This window comes from Pseudomonas orientalis (assembly GCF_001439815.1).
Classification (GTDB): domain Bacteria; phylum Pseudomonadota; class Gammaproteobacteria; order Pseudomonadales; family Pseudomonadaceae; genus Aquipseudomonas; species Aquipseudomonas orientalis.
Genome location: NZ_JYLM01000002.1, coordinates 552212 through 570138, shown reverse-complemented (window position 1 = coordinate 570138; position 17927 = coordinate 552212). Strand labels below are relative to the sequence as shown.

Here is a 17927-nt window from a genome sequence, read left to right as displayed (position 1 = left end):
ATCAAAAGAACCCTGGAAGGACGCAACAACATGATTGGACAACCTGCGCGCCTGGTGTTGGCGAGCCTCTCGATACTCCTGAGCACCGGCGCCTGGGCCGACTTCACGGCAAACCCTGCCCAAGCCCGGGCCATAGCCAAGGAAGCCTATTTGTACGGCTACCCCGTGGTAGAGATGTACAAGACGCTCTACACCCAGGCCGTGGACAAAGGCGGGGCCAATTTCAAGGCGCCGTTCAATCGCATCGGCAACACCGCACAGGTCTTCACCCCCAAGGACAGCGCGTTCACCACCCCGAACTCGGACACGCCCTACTCCTTCGTGTGGATGGACCTGCGCAAGGAACCGCTGGTGCTGACCCTGCCCAAGGTCGAAGACAATCGCTACTACTCGGTGCAGTTGCTCGACCTCTATACCCAGAACATCGCCTACCTGGGTACGCGCAGCACCGGCAACAACGGCGGTCACTACATGATCGCGGGTCCCGACTGGAAGGGCCAGCAGCCGGTCGACATCGACCGCGTGGTCTACAGCGAAAGCACTATCGCCTACGCCCTGTATCGCACGCAGCTGTTCGATGAAAAAGACCTGGGCAAGGTCAAGCAAATCCAGAACGGCTATAAAGTGCAGCCGCTGAGCAGCTACGTGAAACAAGCGGCCCCGGCCAAGGTGCCGAAGATCGAGTGGCCCAAGCCGATGGCGAACATGAGCGACAGCCCGCAATTGTTCCGCTACTTGAACTTCATGCTGGCCTTTGCCGCGCCCCAGGACAGTGAAAAAGACCTGCTGGCACGCTTCGCCACCATCGGCATCGTCCCCGGCGCGCCATTCAAGCTGAACCAGCTGACCGCCGAACAGCGCAAAGCGCTGGAAGACGGGATTGCCGATGGCAAGGCCGAGTTCGCCGCATTCAAGAAAGACAAGATCGACACCCATCAAGTCCCCAGCGGCGACCTGTACGGCAGCCGTGACCGCTTGAAAAACAATTACCTGTACCGTTATGCCGGCGCCAGCCTGGGGATGTTCGGCAACTCCACCGACGAGGCCGCTTACTTCACCTGGTTCGATGACAGCGAAGGCAAACCGGCCAACGGCGCACGCCGCAGCTACACCGTCCATTTTGCCAAGGACCAACTGCCGCCGGCCGATGCGTTCTGGTCGCTGACCATGTACGACGCCAAGACCAAATTGCTGGTGCCGAACCACAAGAAACGTTACCTGATCAACTCACGCATGCTGCCCGGCCTGAAACTGGACGCCGACGGTGGCTTGACCCTGGCCCTGCAGCATCACGAGCCGCCGAAGGCCGAACAGAGCAACTGGCTGCCCGCGCCGACCGGTCCGTTCTTCGCGGTGCTGCGTATCTACCTGCCCAAGCCCGAAGTCACCAGCGGCCAATGGCAGTTGCCGCCGCTGACACCGCTCAAGTGAATGCACGGCGGGCGGCGCTTCACCTACGCCCCCTGCCGCGCCCTGCGCATCAGTGCTGTTTGAGCTTCAGATAAGACTGATGCAGGTCGGATGCCCATCCATCGATAACGCTTTGTACATCGCCGGCCTGCATCACCTGGGTGTCGTTTGCCAACGGCTTTCCGGTGCCTTTGCGTACTACTTGGGCAATCACCTTGCCGCTGGCGCCATCGAGGAACTGCGCTTCGGTACCCAAGGTGGTTTCCTGGTCGCGAATCCCGGTGCCGGTGCTCACCGCCGCAGCGACCAACGCCACGGGAATGAATTCATAAGGCTTGAGACCTTCGGTTTTGCTGCTCACGGCCGTGATCGCTGCGCGCACCACAATCACGCCGGGGCCAGGCCCGTTGGCCAGCGGCAGTGAACCGGCCAGTTCACGCTTGAGCGCCTGGTTGTAATAGGCGCTGATGCCGCGCAGAGTGCTGTCCGGAATCCGGGGAGTGGCTTGAGGTTTGGGGTAGAACTGCGTGGGTTCGATGTACACCGCGTTGTAGCGGCTCAGGTCCAGTTCGGGATCGACCCAGCGCATCACCAAGGCTCCGGAGGGCGACCTGGCTTCCTTGAGTCGGCTGTAGTCCGACAGGAAGCCCGAATACTCGTCCGGTTGCGTGACCTTGCTGGCGCAGCCCGCCATGCCGAGCAAGGCGATGCACAGCGCGCCGACCATCAGCCTTAGGTTCATCATTGGAACTCCCCGTCGATAGATTGAGCTGTAGGTATAGCCAATCGTGGGACGGCGGGGCCGGTTATTTCAGGGAACAGCCCTCAGCCGCGTTCGCGGGGGATCAGGCTCTGCAACTGCGCCGCCAGGAAATTGGCGTCGAAGCCGAAGGTATCCGGGTCCTTGAGGCCATTGGTCTTCTTCCAGAGCCAATCATTTTTATCGGCAGGCAGTACCAGCGAGACGCTGCCGTGCCGGGCGGCGGTCAGGCCCATTACCGCCACACGAATAGACCCGTCCGTCCCCATCACCTCCGGCACGAACTCCACGCTTTTACCCGTGATCAGCACATTCAACTTCTCGGTCTTGAAGGTCGATGTTTCCACTGGCACGCTCGGCCCACTGGCGACATAGGCTTCCCGACGCACCTCGAGCAAACCGGCGCTCTTGACCGGCTCCAGCCACTGCTCGATGTGATCGAACAACTCGCCAAGCTTCTGTGCCCAACGCGCCGACTGCGTATCGAATTGCTGCTTTTTGTGCGCCTCGCTCTCGGCGTAACGACGAAGCATCTCGCCCAGTTGCTGTACATCGTCCATTGCGGATTTCCTTGGGTGAGCCAGGTTGCGAAACCCGATCATGGCAGATGCAGCGTCCTGGCGTACGGGTTAAAGGTGAATGCGCCTGGCTCGCCGACGATGCTGCCATCGACCGCAGGCAGGTCATGCTGGGCTTGAGGGTGTATCGAACCAGGGGTGTTGCGCCAGAAGGCGACGCCACTGCATTCGAAACCAGGGGGGCAAACGCGCGTTCCAGGGTGCGCAGCCGTGCCAATTGGCCGGAGTGCTGGTCAGCGAGGTAGCTGCTGGTGTAGCCGGGCTCATCGAAGTCGACCGTAGTGGTCATAGTACGACCTCGAGTCGATCCGGGCAGCGGTTGAGGAAGCCGCGCTCAACGGGGGTGAACCCAGGCGCCCAGCGCACGTTCGGGAAGGCTTGCAGCAACATGCGGGCGCCGGTCGTGATCTCCATCCGTGCCAGCAGGGAGCCCAGGCAGAAGTGGCGCCCGGCGCCGAAGGCGAAATGACTGGTGGCCTGCTCGGTGCGCGACATGTCAAAGCTATCCGGGTGACTGAACTGGTCCGGATCACGGTTAGCCGAGCCAATCAGGCAGGCCAGCGTCGCGCCGGCCGGGATCGTTCCCGAGGGCAGCTGCAGCGTTTCACGGGCCTCGCGCAGTACCAGTTGCAACGGCGGGTTGCGGCGCAAGGTTTCGGCGAGAGCATTTTCCATAAGCTGCGGATCGGCAATCACCGCCGCCTTGACGCCAGGTTCGCTCAGCAGGTTGACCATCAGGTTCGCCAGGGCGCCGTGACTGGTTTCGCTGCCCGCCGTCATCAGGATCGCGCAGTAAGCGCGCACGAATGTCTCGGACAACGGCTGACCGTCGATGCGTACCGCCAGCAAGTGAGAGATCAGATCCTCCGCGGGTGCAGCACGGCGCGCGTCGATATGGGGCTGAAGGAAGTCGTAGAAGCTGTCTCGATTGGACAACCCACCGGTCAGCAGTGCTGGGTCTTGTCGATAGTTGCCCATGTAGGCAAAACCGATGGCACACCAGCGCTTGAGCCGCTCCACTTTTTCACGGGTGTGAGCCGCAAGCCCCAGCGCATGCGCCATCACCCGCACCGGCAGCGCGGCGGTGAAGTCGGCAATCAGGTCAACCCGAGGTCGACCCTGCATGCGCGCCAGCGCTCGTCCGCCCAGCAGCGGGTCCGAGGCCAAAGATCATCGACCAGGACCGCGAGCATCGGGTCCTCGAATCGGTTGCTTTCGCCAGATTCACCGTCGCTCTCGGTCAAGGCCTGCACCGAAGTGATGAAACGTTCCAGCGCTCCGTTTTCCGCCCAGGGGCCGTCATCGATACGGTCATCCAGCGTAAGCGCCCACAGGTACCAGCACACCAGAATCTCGGCGCGGTGCGCGGGCGCCCCGCCGCACAGTGCCACGCCCAGATCAAGCAGCGCCGTGGTGCTCAACCGATGCGCCCCCCGGCGGCCGATCAAGCCGTATCGCTGCGCCCAGTCAAGGGCATGGGTGCGCAACCGTTCGCTGTCGCAGCGCAGTGGCGGTGCGGCGAAAGGAAACTGGATCTCGGGGATGAGGAGCGGCAGCGGCAGATGAGCTCCGGGGTTGGGGCCGGAATCCCCCTCGCGGTGTGGCGGCGCCATGACGGGCTCCTCTTGGATGGGCTTTGAACAGGACGGACCTTATCGAAAACCAACCACTCAGGATGTGGGGTTTGTCTGACCATCACCCAGGCAACGGTAGCCTTGAGTGACGGAATCGTCCTCGTGGGCATCGACGCTTCCAACAGACCTGAGTGAGTCCGCTTGAACCGACACTGAAACTGCTCAGGTGAATTGGCCGGCAACTGCCAATGACTAATCCGTTGTCGGTGGGTATGGTGAAGTCACATTCCCCTGTCCGGAGCACCGCATGCGCACCATCGGCCTTATCGGCGGCATGAGCTGGGAGTCCAGTGCCGAGTATTACCGCATCATCAACCAGCATGTTCGCGACCGGCTCGGCCCACTGCGTTCGGCGCAGCTGTTGATGTACAGCGTGGACTTCGGCCCGGTGGAACAGGCCCAGCATGCCGGGCGCTGGGACGATGCCGCGCTGATCCTGGAAGACGCCGCGCGGCGTCTGCAGGCCGGCGGCGCCGAGTGTGTGGTGCTGTGACCAACACCATGCACCGAGTGGCGCCACGTATCGAGGCGACGGTGACGATTCCCTTCCTGCATATCGCCGATGCGGCCGGGGCTGCAGCCTTGCAAGCCGGCACCCTGACCGTCGGCTTGCTCGGCACTGCGTTCACCATGGAACAGGACTTCCTCAAGTCCCGCTTGAGCGCGCAGGGCCTGACCGTGCTGGTGCCGGATGTGGACGAACGCAGGGACGTGCACCGGATCATTTATGAGGAATTGTGCGTCGGAGTGATCAGCGACCCATCACGCGCAATCTACCAGCGGGTGATCGAGTCCCTGGCCGCACGCGGTGCTCAGGCGGTGATTCTCGGTTGCACGGAAATCAGCCTGCTGATCAAGCCCGAGCACAGCAACCTGCCGCTGCTGGACACCACCGAGCTGCATGCGCGGGCTGCGGTGGCGTTTGCGCTGGAGGATTAAACCGAGGTGCGCAGGCGCGCCATGCTCAGGGTATCGACGAACACACCGTCACGCAGGGCGTAATCGCGCAAACGCCCTTCGACCTCGAAGCCGAATTTACGATACAGGTTGTGCGCCGCTTCGTTGTCGGCGTACACCGTGAGTTCCACGCGGTGCAGGTTCATCCAGTTGTCGGCCACGTCCAGCGCGGCCGTCAGCAGCTTCGAACCGATGCCCTTGCCCTGCCACGCCGTCGCCACGCCCATGCCGAACGACCCCGCATGCGCCTGGCGCACGCGCAGGTACTGTTCCAGACCCAACTGGCCAATCACTTCGCCGCCGTGCAGCGCCACCAGTTGCAGTCGGCGTTCGTTATCCATCACCAGGCGTTTGCGCCAGGCTTCCACCGACTGGAACGGCATCTGCAGTACCTGACGGCATACGGCCGGTTCGTTATAGAGCGCCGTGACGCCCTCAAGGTGGGCCTCGGTGAAGCGCTGAATCACGATATGGGGGTCAGGCATGTGCATTGTGTTTCATCCTTTGAAAGACAAGTGGCCGACCAGTGTAGGAGCAAAGTCGCCGCCCTGGCGAGCCCTTGAACTTTCATGTACCCGGCGGCTGGGTGGCAGGCTGGTTGAGTACTGTCAGAAATTGCTGACCGAACAACCGATACGATCCTACATTCACGGCAAGCTTTACTTGCAAAACTCGGGCGCGTCCAACCATGCGCCCGAGTGCCTGCCAATTGATAAAACAACGAATACTATCAGCCTGCTTTTTTGTTGCGGTGCTATTGGGGGGCAGCGCTTGTGCGACCAGACAACCGCCTGAGTGGGGTATCCGCTGGCTGCCGGATTGTGACGACCGGCCCTTCTCCGGGCTGGATCCGGAGGTGGTCGCCAGGACGCAATGCGGCATCGCCACCGTGCCGCTTGACCATTTGAACCCCACGCTCGGCACTCTCAAGTTGGATATCACCCGCGTTTGGGCGCTGCTGCCCGCTGAGCGCGAGGGCGCCGTGTTTACCAATCCGGGCGGGCCTGGCGCCGAGGCCGACGGATTCACTGTGCTTCTGGCGTCCATATGGAAAGGCTACGCTGACCAGCCACAAGGCGAGGCCTATCGGCGCTTGATCAACGCCTATGATGTGATCGGAATGACACCTCGCGGAATGGGCAGCGACCCGCAATCGCAACTGGTGTGCCAATCCGGTGAGGAAATCGTTGCGCAAAACGATATGACCGAAGATCGCAGTCCCGCCAACATCGAGGCTATCCGGCATAACGCTGGCGTACTGGCCCGGGGCTGCGCCAGCCAGCGTCTGGCGCCTTATATCAACACTGAACAAACGGCGCGGGACATGGAGTTGGTGCGGGTGCTGCTCAACGAACCCCGGCTCAACTACTTCGGCAGCTCATACGGCACATGGCTGGGTGCCTGGTACGCTGGCCTGTTTCCAAAACAGGTCGGGCGCATGGTGCTCGACTCGAGTACGGACTGGACCGCCACGTTCCAGGACGCCTCGTTGGTTCAGGCACCGGAAAAAGACCGCGTGTTCGCGCGATTTGTTGCGCAGCGCGCCGCCGGCGATCCACGGCGCTACCAGATGGGCAGCGACCCGAAGGCCATAGGCGCGATTTTTCTCGACCTGTTGCCTCAAGTCAGAGCGGCGCTGCGTTCAGACAACGAGTACTACAGCGTGCCTGAATACCTGATGGCTGCCCGTGCACTCAACCAGTGGTTGCGCGAATCACCCGGCCTGCCAGACGCCAAGCTGCTGGCCAAACTCCGAGCCCATCGATTCAGCCCCGACCCTGTCGTAAATGCGGCGGCGAAACAGGCATTTGCACGCCTGCTCGAAGTCACCCGCCACCCGTCACCATGGAGTGGTCTGGCGCTTGGTCCCTTGAAAATCACGCCCCGAGAGTCCGTCCGTAGCACCGTGTTATGCAACGATTCAGCGTCCGCAGACGAAGCATTCTGGACCGAAAAGGAAAACCAGTACGCCATCGAGTATCCAGTGGGCGGCAGTTTCTTCCCGGCAAGGCATTGCGCCGATTGGCGCGGTAAACCGCTTGATGGCGTACCGCAGCGCACCCTGGTGCAGGTCGACGGTCTCTTTATGGTTCAGGCTGAATATGACGACCAGACGCCCGCAGCAGGCGCCTTCAAAGCGTTCAAAAGCGTGCCTGCCGCGCACATGACGCTGCTCAAGGGCGCCTACCGACACGGCGTGTCGTTCTTCGGGACCAATGCCTGCGTGAACAAGAATGTCGGGGATTTCCTGGCCTATGGCCGTAAACCCGACCGCTTTTCGATCTGCTACGAATTACCCTGATCCCAGGTTCGGCCCCGCAGCGTTGTTTGCCAAAGCCGGGCGATATCCGCCGCGCGCTCGCGCAACAGTCGCGGCGCCTCGCTGCACGCCTGTTCCAGGCTCATCGGCCCTGACGGCAACGCAAACGCGGCATCCACGCCGTGGGCGTACATCTGCTCGTAGCCCTCCCCCAGCGTTCCGGCGATCACGATTACCGGCACCTTGTGGTGACGGGCGATACGCGCCACGCCAAACGGGGTTTTACCGCGCAGGGTCTGGGCGTCGAAGCGGCCTTCGCCAGTAATGACCAGGTCGGCACCGCGCATGGCGGCGTCCAGCCCGACCAACTCGGCCACCACCTCAACGCCGGCACGGAACTGTGCCCCCAGAAACGCCTTGGCGGCAAACCCCAGGCCACCGGCCGCACCACTGCCAGGTTCGTCGCGCACATCCCTGGGCAGCACTGTTGCGCAGTGGTCGGCAAAATGGCCGAGCGCGGCATCCAGCTGTTTAACCTGCTCGGGCGTGGCGCCTTTTTGCGGACCGAAAATCGCCGAGGCGCCCTGGGGACCGCACAGCGGATTGTTCACATCCGCCGCGATTTCAAAACGGACCTGGGCAAGACGCGAATCCAGATTTTCCAGACTGATGCGGGCCAGCCCCCCCAGCGCCAGACCTCCAGGTGCCAGTGGCTGATCGTGGGCATCGAACAGCTGCACACCGAGCGCTTGCATCGCGCCCGCACCGCCATCATTGGTGGCACTGCCGCCGATCGCCAGAATAATGCGTTTAGCCCGCAGGTCGAGGGCCGCGCGGATCAGCTCGCCAGTGCCATGGGTGCTGCTCGAACAGGCATCGCGCTGCCCCGGCGCAACCAGCTGCAGGCCACTGGCTTCAGCCATTTCGATGATCGCGGTGTGGCTGTCGGCCAACCAGCCCCAGTGCGCCTGCACCCTGGCGCCCAAGGGCCCGCGCACGCTGTGGCTGCGCAACTGGCCGTTACACGCTGAGAGCACTGCCTCGACCGTGCCTTCACCGCCGTCCGCCATCGGGCATTGCACCAACTGCGCGTCAGGCCAGACCTGAACCAGGCCCTCGGCAATGGCCTGGGCGACCCGCTCGGCGCTCAGGCTGTCCTTGAACGAGTCGGGGGCGATGATGATTTTCATGGGCGTTCTCCGGTTTTTATAACGCCCATGCTGACAGTTGGCACCGCTGCTGACGCCGGTCCGATGCACAAGTGCGGGTGAGGTTTGTTGTTCATTTTTACAAAGCCTGGGGCAGCAACTGCACGCCCAGATACAGCGCAAGCATGCCGTCCAGGGTCAGCGGGTCGACGCCGCTGAGTTCGGCGATCCTTTCCATGCGGTAGCGCAGGCTGTTGCGGTGGATGCCCAGGGCGTCGGCGCAGGCCTGGCTTTGCCCGTCGTGCTCGCACCAGCTGCGCAGCGTGACCAGCAGTTGGCCGTTGCTGTCCCTGGCCAGCACTTTGCGCAGTGGGTTGAGCAATTCGTCCAGGGCGTCATCGTTGCGGTGGCGCCAGAGCATGACCGGCAGGCGATAGCGGTTGAGGATCAACAGGCGCGCGTGGGGCAGGATATCGCGACCGTAGGCCAGCAAGTCACCTACGCGGCGATAGCAGCGGCGCAGGCCGGCCAGCCCTTGGGCCTGCCCGCCTACGGCCACCCGCAGGATATTCCAGCCCAGGCCATCGAGCTTTTCCAGCAGGCGTGGGTCGTCGACTGGCAGGGCAGCGGGACGGCACCATAGCAGGGAAAGCTGCGCGGAACTCACGCACCAGCTGTCCGGATAACGCGAGCTCAACCAGGCGCCCAGAGCCTCGGCCGACTGCCCCACGCCCAGTTCGAACAGGTAGGGCGTGCGCGCCAGTTGCGGCTTGAGGCCCAGTTGTTGGGCTTCATCGATCAGGCGCGGCGAGTCGCCCGTGTCGGCCAGCAGCAAGGCCAGCAAATCGTCACAGCGCTGGCGTCGCCATTGCTGCTCGGCCTGCTGGTGCCGCTGGCTGACCAGCATTTCGGCGGTCATGCGTACCAGTTCGGCGTAGGTGCGCAACCCGTCCGGTTCGCCGGTGATACCCAGCACGCCGATCAGGCGCTGGTCATGCATCAGCGGCAGGTTGATACCCGGCAACACGCCCTTGAGGTGCTTGGCGGTCTGCCCGTCGATTTCCACCACGCGCCCGTTGGCCAGCACCAGTTGCGCGCCTTCGTGACGGGTGTTGATGCGCTCCGGCTCGCCGCTGCCGAGAATCAGGCCCTGGTTGTCCATCACGTTGACGTTGTAGGGCAGGATCGCCATGGTGCGATCGACAATATCCTGTGCCAGCTCATGATCCAGCTCGAACATGGGGGCTATTTTCCTCGAAACGGGTTGGTCAGCGGCACAGCGCAAAGCGGGCTTGACTGTGCGCGAGCACAAAGACAGTTGCCCATCGCCTCACCGAGACTGTTCAAGCGATCAACGTTACCCTCGCATCGCCAAAAATCATAATAAAGAGAGACTCGCCATGTCACAGAGCGCCGCTGCAGCACTGGCCACCGATGACGATAAAAACGCCATCTACAAGCGCGTAACCCTGCGCCTTATCCCCTTCATTTTTATCTGCTACCTGTTCAACTACCTTGACCGGGTCAACGTTGGCTTTGCCAAGTTGCAGATGCTCGATGCGTTGAAATTCAGTGAAACCGTGTACGGCCTGGGTGCCGGGATTTTCTTTATCGGCTACGTCCTGTGCGGCGTGCCGAGCAACCTGGCGCTGACCCGGTTCGGGCCGAGGCGCTGGATTGCGCTGATGATGATCGTATGGGGCACCCTGTCCACCTGCCTGCTGTTCGTGACCACACCGACGCACTTCTACACCTTGCGCCTGTTTACCGGTGCCGCCGAAGCGGGCTTCTTTCCGGGCGTGGTGCTGTACCTCTCGCAGTGGTTCCCGACCTTTCGCCGTGGCCGGATCATGGCGTTGTTCATGTCGGCGATTCCGGTCTCCGGCCTGCTCGGCAGCCCGTTCTCCGGCTGGATTCTCAACCACTTCGCGGCTGGCCAGGGCGGGCTTGCCGGATGGCAGTGGATGTTCCTGTTGCAAGGCATCCCCACCGTGATCCTCGGCGCCCTCGCCTACTTTCTGCTCAGCGACAACTTCGCCAATGCCAGGTGGCTCAAGCCCCACGAACGCGCGCTGCTGGAAGCCGACCAGGCCATCGATCTGGCGAACAAACCGAAAACCACCACCGACTCCCTGGCCGAGGTCTTCAAAAACCCGGCGATCTGGGCGTTCGGCCTGATCTACTTCTGTATCCAGAGCGGCGTGTATGCGATCAACTTCTGGCTGCCATCAATCATCAAGAGCCTGGGTTTCAGCGATAACCTGGTGATTGGCTGGCTCAGTGCAATCCCTTACCTGCTGGCTGCGGTGTTCATGTTGCTGGTAGGCCGCTCGGCCGACCTGCGCAAGGAGCGTCGCTGGCACCTGGTGGTGCCGATGCTGATGGGCGCGATTGGCCTGGTCATCGCGGTGAACTTCGCCACCACCCCGGCGATCGCCATCCTCGGCCTGACCATCGCCACCATGGGCGCCCTCACCGGCCTGCCGATGTTCTGGCCGGTGCCCACCGCCATGCTCAGCGCGGGCGCCGCGGCCGGCGGGCTGGCGTTGATCAACTCCATGGGCCAGATGGCCGGGTTTCTCAGCCCGTACATCGTAGGCTTCGTCAAAGATGCCACCGGGTCCACGGACGTAGCCCTGTATCTGCTGGCCGCAGTGATCGTTGCTGGCAGTGTGTTGGCGTTGCGGATGACGCGCACCTTGAAGGTCTAAAGCGCGCCCATGTGAGCATAGGTATCCACACAACTCTGTAGCGCTCAACCGTAACCACGATGCGAAGCGAGCCGCTCTTGCTCTTGATCTGGCTTTTGATCTTGATCTCAGGCGCCCCGTTAAACCACGCTGGCCGAACGCAGGCTTGAATCCGTGGGCAACCCGGCAGGACGCCGGGTTAGCCGCACTGGGCCATGGATGGCCCATTGCGGCGGCCCACGGATTCAAGCCTGCGTTCGGGCACACCGAGCCTGGGCGAGGTGCCGAGTGGTGGGGCAAGAGCCCTTTGCTTACTTTGGGGCTTTTCCAAAGTGAGCCGCCGTCAGGGCGGAACCCTAAGTGGCCGTTACCGAAGAAACGGATATGTACTCGGTCCAATCCAACATCCTGGTCGGCCCAGAGGCCGCCATCGGGGGCAAGCCCCCTCCCACATTTTGACCCCGGAGCGTCAGGTAGAAACGCGTCGGCTGTCCGGCCGTCACGGGCGCAAGCTCCCTCACCACAGATCCAGCATCGCGCCAAAGTTGTGTAGATACCTATGCCACGTGGGAGCGCGGTTACAACTGTCCGCCGCCGTCGATATCGATCACGGCGCCGGTCATAAAGTCGTTCTCCACCGCCAGCACATACCCCGCCGCTACTTCCTGCGCCTGCCCCACGCGCCCCACCGGCAAGGCCCCACCCACCTTGGCGAACATCGCCAGGCGCTGCTCTTCGCCAAGCCCGGCGTAGGCCGGTGTATCGATCACGCCCGGGCTGATCACGTTGACACGGCGCGGCGCCAGCTCCTTGGCCAACTGCTTGCCCAGCGCTTCGGTGGCGGCATTGATACCGATCTTGATGAACTGCCCCGGCACCAACTTGCGCCCCAACTGTCCGGAGGTCAGGCTGATGCTGCCATGCTCATGCAGAAACGGCAGCGCCTGTTGAATCGCGCGCAATGCACCCCAGAGTTTGACATTGAAATTGTCCTGGGCCTGGTCCAGGTCAGTCTCGATCAACGTCTTGGCGTTGACCGAAGGGCCGCAGGTGTAGACCAGGTGGTCGAAACGCCCAACGGTTTCGAACAGGCGTTGCAACGAGGCGCTGTCATTGACATCCACCGGCTCGCTGCGCATGCCGTTGTGAACCGCCGAGGTCAGACGGCGCCCCGCCACCACCACGTGTGCACCGCGCTCGACGGCCGCCTTGGCGACGGCTGCGCCGATACCGCTACTGCCGCCGATCACGATGATGGTTTTGCCGCTCAGAGACGTCGTCATGGAAAAAGTCCTAGTTGAAAAGTGAACGCTCATCTTCCACGCTTGGTAATCGGAGAAAAATCCCGGTAAAACGACAAGATCCTTAAAGGAATTTTACAAATGAGCTCTATCCTGGATCTTGAAGTGTTCGTGCGTACCGCCGATTCAGGCAGCCTGTCTGCGGCGGCGCGCGGACTTGGCTTGACCCCTGCGGCGGCGAGTATCGCCCTCAAGCGCCTGGAAGCCCGCTTGGGCTCACGCCTGTTCGCCCGATCCACGCGCAGCATGCGGCTGACCGAGGAAGGCCGGCGATATCTGGACAGCGTGCGCGTTGCGCTGGCCGCATTGACTGAAGGTGAACAGGCGCTCAAGCAGCAAAGCCAGGGCCTGACCGGTTTGCTGCAAGTGGCGGCGCCGTCGGATTTCGGGCGCAACGTGGTGCTGGGCTGGCTGGACGCGTTCAAGGCTGAACACCCGCATATTCGCCTGCAACTGATGCTCAACGACAACAACGCCGATCTGTTTCGGGACACGGTCGACATTGCCCTGCGCTTTGGCGCGCCCCAGGACTCCAGCCTGGTCGCCCTGCCGATCGCCCCCGACCACCATCGCATTGCCTGCGCGAGCCCCGCCTACCTGGCGCGCCACGGCAAACCGTTGCATCCAACGCAGCTGTCACGGCACAGCGCGCTGCGTTACATGCGCCAGGGCCAGGTCAGCAAGACCTGGCGCTTTCGCCAGGGCGCGCAGGTTGAAGAGGTCGAGGTCAGCGGCGACTATCTCAGCGACGACGGCGAAATCGTGCGCCGTTGGGCCCTGGCCGGGCATGGCATCGCCTACAAGGCTCGACTGGATGTGGTGGGCGACCTTGCCGCCGGCCGGTTGGTGGCCTTGTTCGATGGGTGGCAAGGCGAACCGGCGCCGTTCAACCTGATGTGCCCCCATCGCCTGCAGGTATCGGAACGGGTGAAAGTGCTGCAGCGATTTTTACAGGAGCGCTGCCAGACGTTGCTGAATGCATGAAGAAACACGCACAGGGCTTGTTCCAGAGCGCGCCCGTCTGGTATTGCATCACACACGTTTGCCTGCTTTGAGGAGCTTTGCATGATTTACCGCACATTGGGCCAGTCCGGATTGAAGGTCAGCGCACTGACGCTGGGCACCATGATGTTTGGCGAACAGACCAGCACTGAAGACTCGCTGCGCATCATCGACAAGGCCTGGGACCAGGGCATCAACTTTATCGACAGCGCCGACGTCTATACCGGCGGGCGCTCCGAGGAGATCGTCGGCGAGGCCATCGCGCGCAACCGTCAGGACTGGGTGGTGGCGTCCAAGGTCGGGCTTGGTCCAGCGGATGGCGTGCCCAACCGCAACGGGCTGAGCCGCAAGCGTATGTTCAACGCACTGGAGGCCAGCCTGGGCCGCCTGGACACCGATTACCTGGACATCTACTACCTGCACCGCGAGGACCACGACACGCCGCTGGAGGTCACGGTATCAGCGATCGGCGATCTTATTGCCCAGGGCAAAGTTCGCTACTGGGGCTTGTCCAACTACCGTGGCTGGCGTATCGCCGAGGTCATTCGCGTGGCCGAGCGGCTGGGCGTTGACAGACCGATCATCAGCCAACCGTTGTACAACATCGTCAATCGCCAGGCCGAAATCGAGCAGATCACCGCCGCTGCCGCCTATGGCCTGGGCGTGGTGCCGTACAGCCCGCTGGCGCGTGGCGTGCTCAGCGGCAAGTACGCGCCCGACTTGACACCTGAGCCCGGCAGCCGCGCGGCACGCCAGGACAAACGTATCCTGGAAACCGAATGGCGCGTGGAATCGCTGCGCATCGCCCAGCAGATCCAGCAATACACCCAGGGACGTGGCGTGGGCATGGTCGAGTTCGCGATTGCCTGGGTGCTCAATAGCGCGGCGGTGAGTTCGGCGATTGTCGGCCCGCGCACCGAGGCGCAGTGGGATGCCTATACCGGCGCACTGGACGTGAAGATCAGCGCTGAAGATGAGGCATTCATCGATTCGCTGGTGACTCCTGGGCACTCGTCCACGCCGGGGTTCAACGATGTGAGTCACTTTGTTTCGGGTCGTACGGCACGTCCCTGAACAGCCCATCGAGGCACGCGGGCTCGTCAACTCCTGTGGGAGCGCTCGAGCCCAAGCATGTAAACCGACCATTTTCAGCCTTTTTCCGCCTCTCGCCCCAAAACAGCGCATCTTTGCGCTCAAAAGCACCATAATCCCCCTCTCAATCTCTTGTTTATCTCCAATCGGCTTTCGCGAGGACTGCGTGTCTAAAGGTGTTGTGTTATCGGTGTCGGCGTCGGTGTTGTTTGCCGTGATGTATTACTTCACGTCGCTGCTCACCCCCCTGAGTGGCCTGGAAATTTTCGGCTGGCGCATGTTGCTGACCGTGCCCTGCATGACCGTCTTCATGTTGGTCAGCGGAGAATGGCGACGGGTGTGGGAACTGCTGCGCATGCTCGCGGCCAGCCCGCGCCTGATCGGCGGTGTGCTGGTCTCGTCCGCGCTGCTCGGCGTGCAGTTATGGCTGTTCATGTGGGCACCGCTCAATGGGCGCAGCCTGGACGTGTCGGTGGGCTATTTCCTGTTGCCGCTGACCATGGTGCTGACCGGGCGTCTGGTCTACGGCGAGCAGTTGTCGCGCTTGCAGCAGATCGCCGTGGCGTTTGCCACACTGGGTGTGCTCAACGAGCTGTACCAGGCCGGCGGTTTTTCCTGGGCCACGCTGGTGGTGATCATCGGTTACCCGGTGTACTTCGTGGTGCGCAAATACCTGGGCACCGACCATCTGGGCGGCCTGTGGCTGGACATGGCGCTGATGCTGCCGGTGGCCTGGTGGTTTGTGCAAAGCGGCGAACAGGGCTTCGCGGTACTGGATGCGCAGCCCAGGCTGTACGCGTTGATTCCCATGCTGGGCTTGATCAGTGCTTCGGCGCTGGTGAGCTACATCATCGCCAGCCGGTTGCTGGCCTTCAGCCTGTTCGGCCTGCTCAGCTATGTGGAGCCGGTGTTGTTGCTCGCGGTGGCATTACTGCTGGGTGAAGGCATCAAGGGCGGGCAATGGCTGACCTATATCCCGATCTGGCTGGCGGTGATGGTGCTGGTGTATGAAGGGTTCAAGCATCTGGTGCGTCAACGCAAAGCCTGAATCCCAGGCAAAAGAAAGCCCGGCCGAAGCCGTAATGCCGTTCAGTTAAGCGTATATCGCCCTCTGTAGGAGCGAGCTTGCTCGCGAAAAACGCACAGGCGCCGCGTTCATTCAGGAAACACGCGTTATCGTTGACGTTTTTCGCGAGCAAGCTCGCTCCTACAAAAAGCCTTGACTGAACGGCATTACGGCCAAAGCCGGGCTTTGTATTGCTCAGTCGGCGGTCAATACACCGCGACGTACCTGATCGCGCTCGATCGACTCGAACAACGCCTTGAAGTTGCCTTCGCCGAACCCGTCGTCGCCTTTGCGCTGAATGAACTCGAAGAACACCGGGCCCATCAGGGTTTCCGAGAATATCTGCAGCAACAGGCGCTTGTCGCCTTCGATCGACGAGCCGTCCAGCAAGATCCCGCGCGCTTGAAGCTGGTCCACCGGTTCGCCGTGGTTGGGCAGGCGGCCTTCGAGCATTTCGTAGTAAGTGTCCGGCGGCGCGGTCATGAAGCGCATGCCGATCTTCTTCAACGCGTCCCAGGTCGTGACCAGGTCGTCGGTGAGGAACGCCACGTGCTGGATGCCCTCGCCGTTGAACTGCATCAGGAACTCTTCGATCTGGCCTGCGCCCTTGGACGACTCTTCGTTCAACGGGATGCGGATCATGCCATCCGGTGCGCTCATGGCCTTGGAGGTCAGGCCGGTGTACTCGCCCTTGATGTCGAAATAGCGCGCTTCACGGAAGTTGAACAACTTCTCGTAGAAATTGGCCCAGTAGGCCATGCGCCCACGGTAGACGTTGTGGGTCAGGTGATCGATGACCTTCAGGCCGGCGCCCTGCGGGTTGCGGTCTACGCCTTCGAGGTAGACGAAGTCGATGTCATAGATCGAGCTGCCTTCGCCAAAACGGTCGATCAGGTACAGCGGCGCCCCGCCGATGCCTTTGATCGCCGGCAGGTTCAGTTCCATCGGACCGGTTTCGATATGAATCGGCTGCGCCCCCAGTTCCAGGGCGCGCTTGTAGGCCTGCTGCGAGTTCTTCACGCGAAATGCCATGCCGCACACCGAGGGGCCGTGTTCGGCGGCGAAGTACGAGGCCAGACTGTTCGGCTCGTTATTGAGGATCAGGTTGATCTCGCCCTGGCGATACAGGTGCACGTTCTTGGAACGGTGGGTCGCCACCTTGGTGAAACCCATGATCTCGAAGATCGGCTCCAGGGTGCCCGGGGTCGGCGATGCGAACTCAATGAATTCAAAGCCCATCAGGCCCATCGGGTTTTCGTATTGGTCGGTCATGTCGGGTGCCTCATCATGCTTGGGGCAACAACTGGTTGTTTACCAGCTATTGGGTTATTTGCGGGCAAGGATGAGGTCAGCGGGAGGCGCGCAGGAAAGGCCTCGCACGCTGCGGGCAAGGAAGTCACCAAAGATGAGGGGCGAACCGAGTTGCTTCATGGTGTCATCAGTCTCTGACGGCGAGGCTTGCGTGAGCGCAAGTCCATATTCTTGTATGCGTAAATCGATTCTACACAGCGTAACCATGTTTGTCCGTAGTCTTATCAAATCCTCATCGCCCTGCCATGCGCAAGGGGTATGTAGCACAGGTAGATGACCGTCAGAGTCACACCACCGCCCAGCAGCATGGGGAGCGTCAGTTGTTCGTTGAGCAGCACCGCCGCGCAAATGACTGCCGTGATTACACGGCGCGGGTGAAGCTTGGGTATGGCTGGCTGAAGCGCGATTGCTGGCGCGTCGACTTAGGGGTTTATTTTATCTAGATCCTCTTGGCAGCCACCTTGTCAAGTTGTTTTTTCAGCATTGACATCCAGGAACAACAATGAAATTATCGGTCACGAGCAAGGATCGCACTCATAATAATCAATAACGTTTTAAACGCTAAAAGGAATTAGCATGTTTCATACCGCCGTTATAACTACTTCTCCTCTTCCGCGTACCTTTTCCTCTAAACCACTCCGCGCATTATCAGTTTCAGCTCAACACCATTCCAGCGATAGATATCATTACGTCCTCGGCACGAGCCAGTCCCTCGCTG

At 61.7% G+C, this 17927-nt stretch carries 15 protein-coding genes and 1 pseudogene; 7 read left to right on the top strand and 9 right to left on the bottom strand.

What is annotated here, in order from left to right:
• Positions 1-30 precede the first annotated feature (30 nt).
• The gene (locus tag TU82_RS06860) at positions 31-1431 is read left to right on the top strand and encodes a DUF1254 domain-containing protein (RefSeq protein ID WP_057722366.1); all 1401 of its coding nucleotides are present in this window, start codon (positions 31-33) and stop codon (positions 1429-1431) included.
• Positions 1432-1480: 49 nt separating this feature from the next.
• Here the strand turns inward: TU82_RS06860 and TU82_RS06855 are convergent, their stop codons facing one another.
• The 4 genes from TU82_RS06855 to TU82_RS29095 form a co-directional block, all read right to left on the bottom strand.
• Positions 1481-2152, bottom strand: a complete 672-nt coding sequence (locus tag TU82_RS06855) for a DUF3313 domain-containing protein (RefSeq protein ID WP_057722626.1) — start codon at positions 2150-2152, stop codon at positions 1481-1483.
• 83 nt (positions 2153-2235) lie between these two features.
• Positions 2236-2730, bottom strand: a complete 495-nt coding sequence (locus TU82_RS06850; protein WP_057722365.1) for a hypothetical protein — start codon at positions 2728-2730, stop codon at positions 2236-2238.
• Between the two features lie 303 nt (positions 2731-3033).
• Positions 3034-3873: a cytochrome P450 gene (locus tag TU82_RS29100; RefSeq protein ID WP_231982749.1), complete on the bottom strand. Its 840-nt coding sequence runs from the start codon at positions 3871-3873 to the stop codon at positions 3034-3036.
• Entirely contained in the window at positions 3846-4361 is a 516-nt protein-coding gene (locus tag TU82_RS29095; protein WP_057722363.1) for a hypothetical protein, read from the bottom strand. Before TU82_RS29095 ends, TU82_RS29100 begins: the two co-directional genes overlap by 28 nt.
• 268 nt (positions 4362-4629) lie before the next feature.
• On the opposite strand from TU82_RS29095, the pseudogene TU82_RS06835 reads away from it, so the two are divergent.
• Positions 4630-5321: pseudogene (locus tag TU82_RS06835) on the top strand (aspartate/glutamate racemase family protein).
• On the opposite strand, the gene TU82_RS06830 reads toward TU82_RS06835, so the two are convergent.
• Positions 5318-5830: a GNAT family N-acetyltransferase gene (locus TU82_RS06830; RefSeq protein ID WP_057722362.1), complete on the bottom strand. Its 513-nt coding sequence runs from the start codon at positions 5828-5830 to the stop codon at positions 5318-5320. The pseudogene TU82_RS06835 and the gene TU82_RS06830 overlap by 4 nt on opposite strands.
• Before the next feature lie 197 nt (positions 5831-6027).
• Between TU82_RS06830 and TU82_RS06825 the strand changes: the two genes are divergently transcribed.
• Positions 6028-7641, top strand: a complete 1614-nt coding sequence (locus tag TU82_RS06825; RefSeq protein WP_169794957.1) for an alpha/beta fold hydrolase — start codon at positions 6028-6030, stop codon at positions 7639-7641.
• Here TU82_RS06825 and TU82_RS06820 read toward each other — a convergent pair.
• Both TU82_RS06820 and TU82_RS06815 read right to left on the bottom strand, forming a co-directional pair.
• A complete protein-coding gene (locus tag TU82_RS06820) occupies positions 7626-8789 on the bottom strand; it encodes a glycerate kinase (protein WP_057722361.1) in 1164 nt (387 codons plus the stop codon). The two genes, TU82_RS06825 and TU82_RS06820, sit on opposite strands and share 16 nt — an antisense overlap.
• 97 nt (positions 8790-8886) lie before the next feature.
• The gene (locus tag TU82_RS06815) at positions 8887-9987 is read right to left on the bottom strand and encodes a sugar diacid recognition domain-containing protein (RefSeq protein WP_057722360.1); all 1101 of its coding nucleotides are present in this window, start codon (positions 9985-9987) and stop codon (positions 8887-8889) included.
• 160 nt (positions 9988-10147) lie between these two features.
• Here TU82_RS06815 and TU82_RS06810 point away from each other — a divergent pair, with 160 nt between their 5' ends.
• The gene (locus tag TU82_RS06810; protein ID WP_057722359.1) at positions 10148-11458 is read left to right on the top strand and encodes an MFS transporter; all 1311 of its coding nucleotides are present in this window, start codon (positions 10148-10150) and stop codon (positions 11456-11458) included.
• A 557-nt stretch (positions 11459-12015) separates the two neighbouring features.
• On the opposite strand, the gene TU82_RS06805 is transcribed toward TU82_RS06810, so the two are convergent.
• Positions 12016-12720: an SDR family oxidoreductase gene (locus TU82_RS06805; protein ID WP_057722358.1), complete on the bottom strand. Its 705-nt coding sequence runs from the start codon at positions 12718-12720 to the stop codon at positions 12016-12018.
• A 99-nt stretch (positions 12721-12819) separates the two neighbouring features.
• On the opposite strand from TU82_RS06805, the gene TU82_RS06800 reads away from it, so the two are divergent.
• From TU82_RS06800 to rarD, 3 genes are all read left to right on the top strand, one after another.
• Positions 12820-13722 carry a LysR family transcriptional regulator gene (locus TU82_RS06800; RefSeq protein WP_057722357.1) on the top strand — a complete coding sequence of 301 codons (903 nt, stop codon included), beginning with the start codon at positions 12820-12822 and terminating at the stop codon, positions 13720-13722.
• Positions 13723-13803: 81 nt separating this feature from the next.
• Positions 13804-14814 carry an aldo/keto reductase gene (locus TU82_RS06795; protein ID WP_057722356.1) on the top strand — a complete coding sequence of 337 codons (1011 nt, stop codon included), beginning with the start codon at positions 13804-13806 and terminating at the stop codon, positions 14812-14814.
• Positions 14815-14998: 184 nt separating this feature from the next.
• Positions 14999-15880 (top strand): EamA family transporter RarD, encoded by an 882-nt coding sequence (rarD, locus tag TU82_RS06790; RefSeq protein WP_057722355.1) that lies wholly within the window; start codon positions 14999-15001, stop codon positions 15878-15880.
• 213 nt (positions 15881-16093) lie between these two features.
• Here rarD and hppD read toward each other — a convergent pair whose 3' ends face one another.
• On the bottom strand, positions 16094-17170 hold the full coding sequence (gene hppD / locus TU82_RS06785; protein ID WP_057722354.1) for a 4-hydroxyphenylpyruvate dioxygenase: 1077 nt from the start codon (positions 17168-17170) through the stop codon (positions 16094-16096).
• Positions 17171-17927 lie beyond the last annotated feature (757 nt).

Excerpts from the sequence above, each read along its gene's own strand:
- TU82_RS06860 (WP_057722366.1), top strand. The coding sequence starts at position 31 with ATGATTGGACAACCTGCGCGCCTGGTGTTGGCGAGCCTCTCGATACTC.
- TU82_RS06855 (WP_057722626.1), bottom strand. The coding sequence starts at position 2,152 with ATGAACCTAAGGCTGATGGTCGGCGCGCTGTGCATCGCCTTGCTCGGC.
- TU82_RS06850 (WP_057722365.1), bottom strand. The coding sequence starts at position 2,730 with ATGGACGATGTACAGCAACTGGGCGAGATGCTTCGTCGTTACGCCGAG.
- TU82_RS29100 (WP_231982749.1), bottom strand. The coding sequence starts at position 3,873 with ATGCAGGGTCGACCTCGGGTTGACCTGATTGCCGACTTCACCGCCGCG.
- TU82_RS29095 (WP_057722363.1), bottom strand. The coding sequence starts at position 4,361 with ATGGCGCCGCCACACCGCGAGGGGGATTCCGGCCCCAACCCCGGAGCT.
- TU82_RS06830 (WP_057722362.1), bottom strand. The coding sequence starts at position 5,830 with ATGCACATGCCTGACCCCCATATCGTGATTCAGCGCTTCACCGAGGCC.
- TU82_RS06825 (WP_169794957.1), top strand. The coding sequence starts at position 6,028 with ATGCGCCCGAGTGCCTGCCAATTGATAAAACAACGAATACTATCAGCC.
- TU82_RS06820 (WP_057722361.1), bottom strand. The coding sequence starts at position 8,789 with ATGAAAATCATCATCGCCCCCGACTCGTTCAAGGACAGCCTGAGCGCC.
- TU82_RS06815 (WP_057722360.1), bottom strand. The coding sequence starts at position 9,987 with ATGTTCGAGCTGGATCATGAGCTGGCACAGGATATTGTCGATCGCACC.
- TU82_RS06810 (WP_057722359.1), top strand. The coding sequence starts at position 10,148 with ATGTCACAGAGCGCCGCTGCAGCACTGGCCACCGATGACGATAAAAAC.
- TU82_RS06805 (WP_057722358.1), bottom strand. The coding sequence starts at position 12,720 with ATGACGACGTCTCTGAGCGGCAAAACCATCATCGTGATCGGCGGCAGT.
- TU82_RS06800 (WP_057722357.1), top strand. The coding sequence starts at position 12,820 with ATGAGCTCTATCCTGGATCTTGAAGTGTTCGTGCGTACCGCCGATTCA.
- TU82_RS06795 (WP_057722356.1), top strand. The coding sequence starts at position 13,804 with ATGATTTACCGCACATTGGGCCAGTCCGGATTGAAGGTCAGCGCACTG.
- hppD (WP_057722354.1), bottom strand. The coding sequence starts at position 17,170 with ATGACCGACCAATACGAAAACCCGATGGGCCTGATGGGCTTTGAATTC.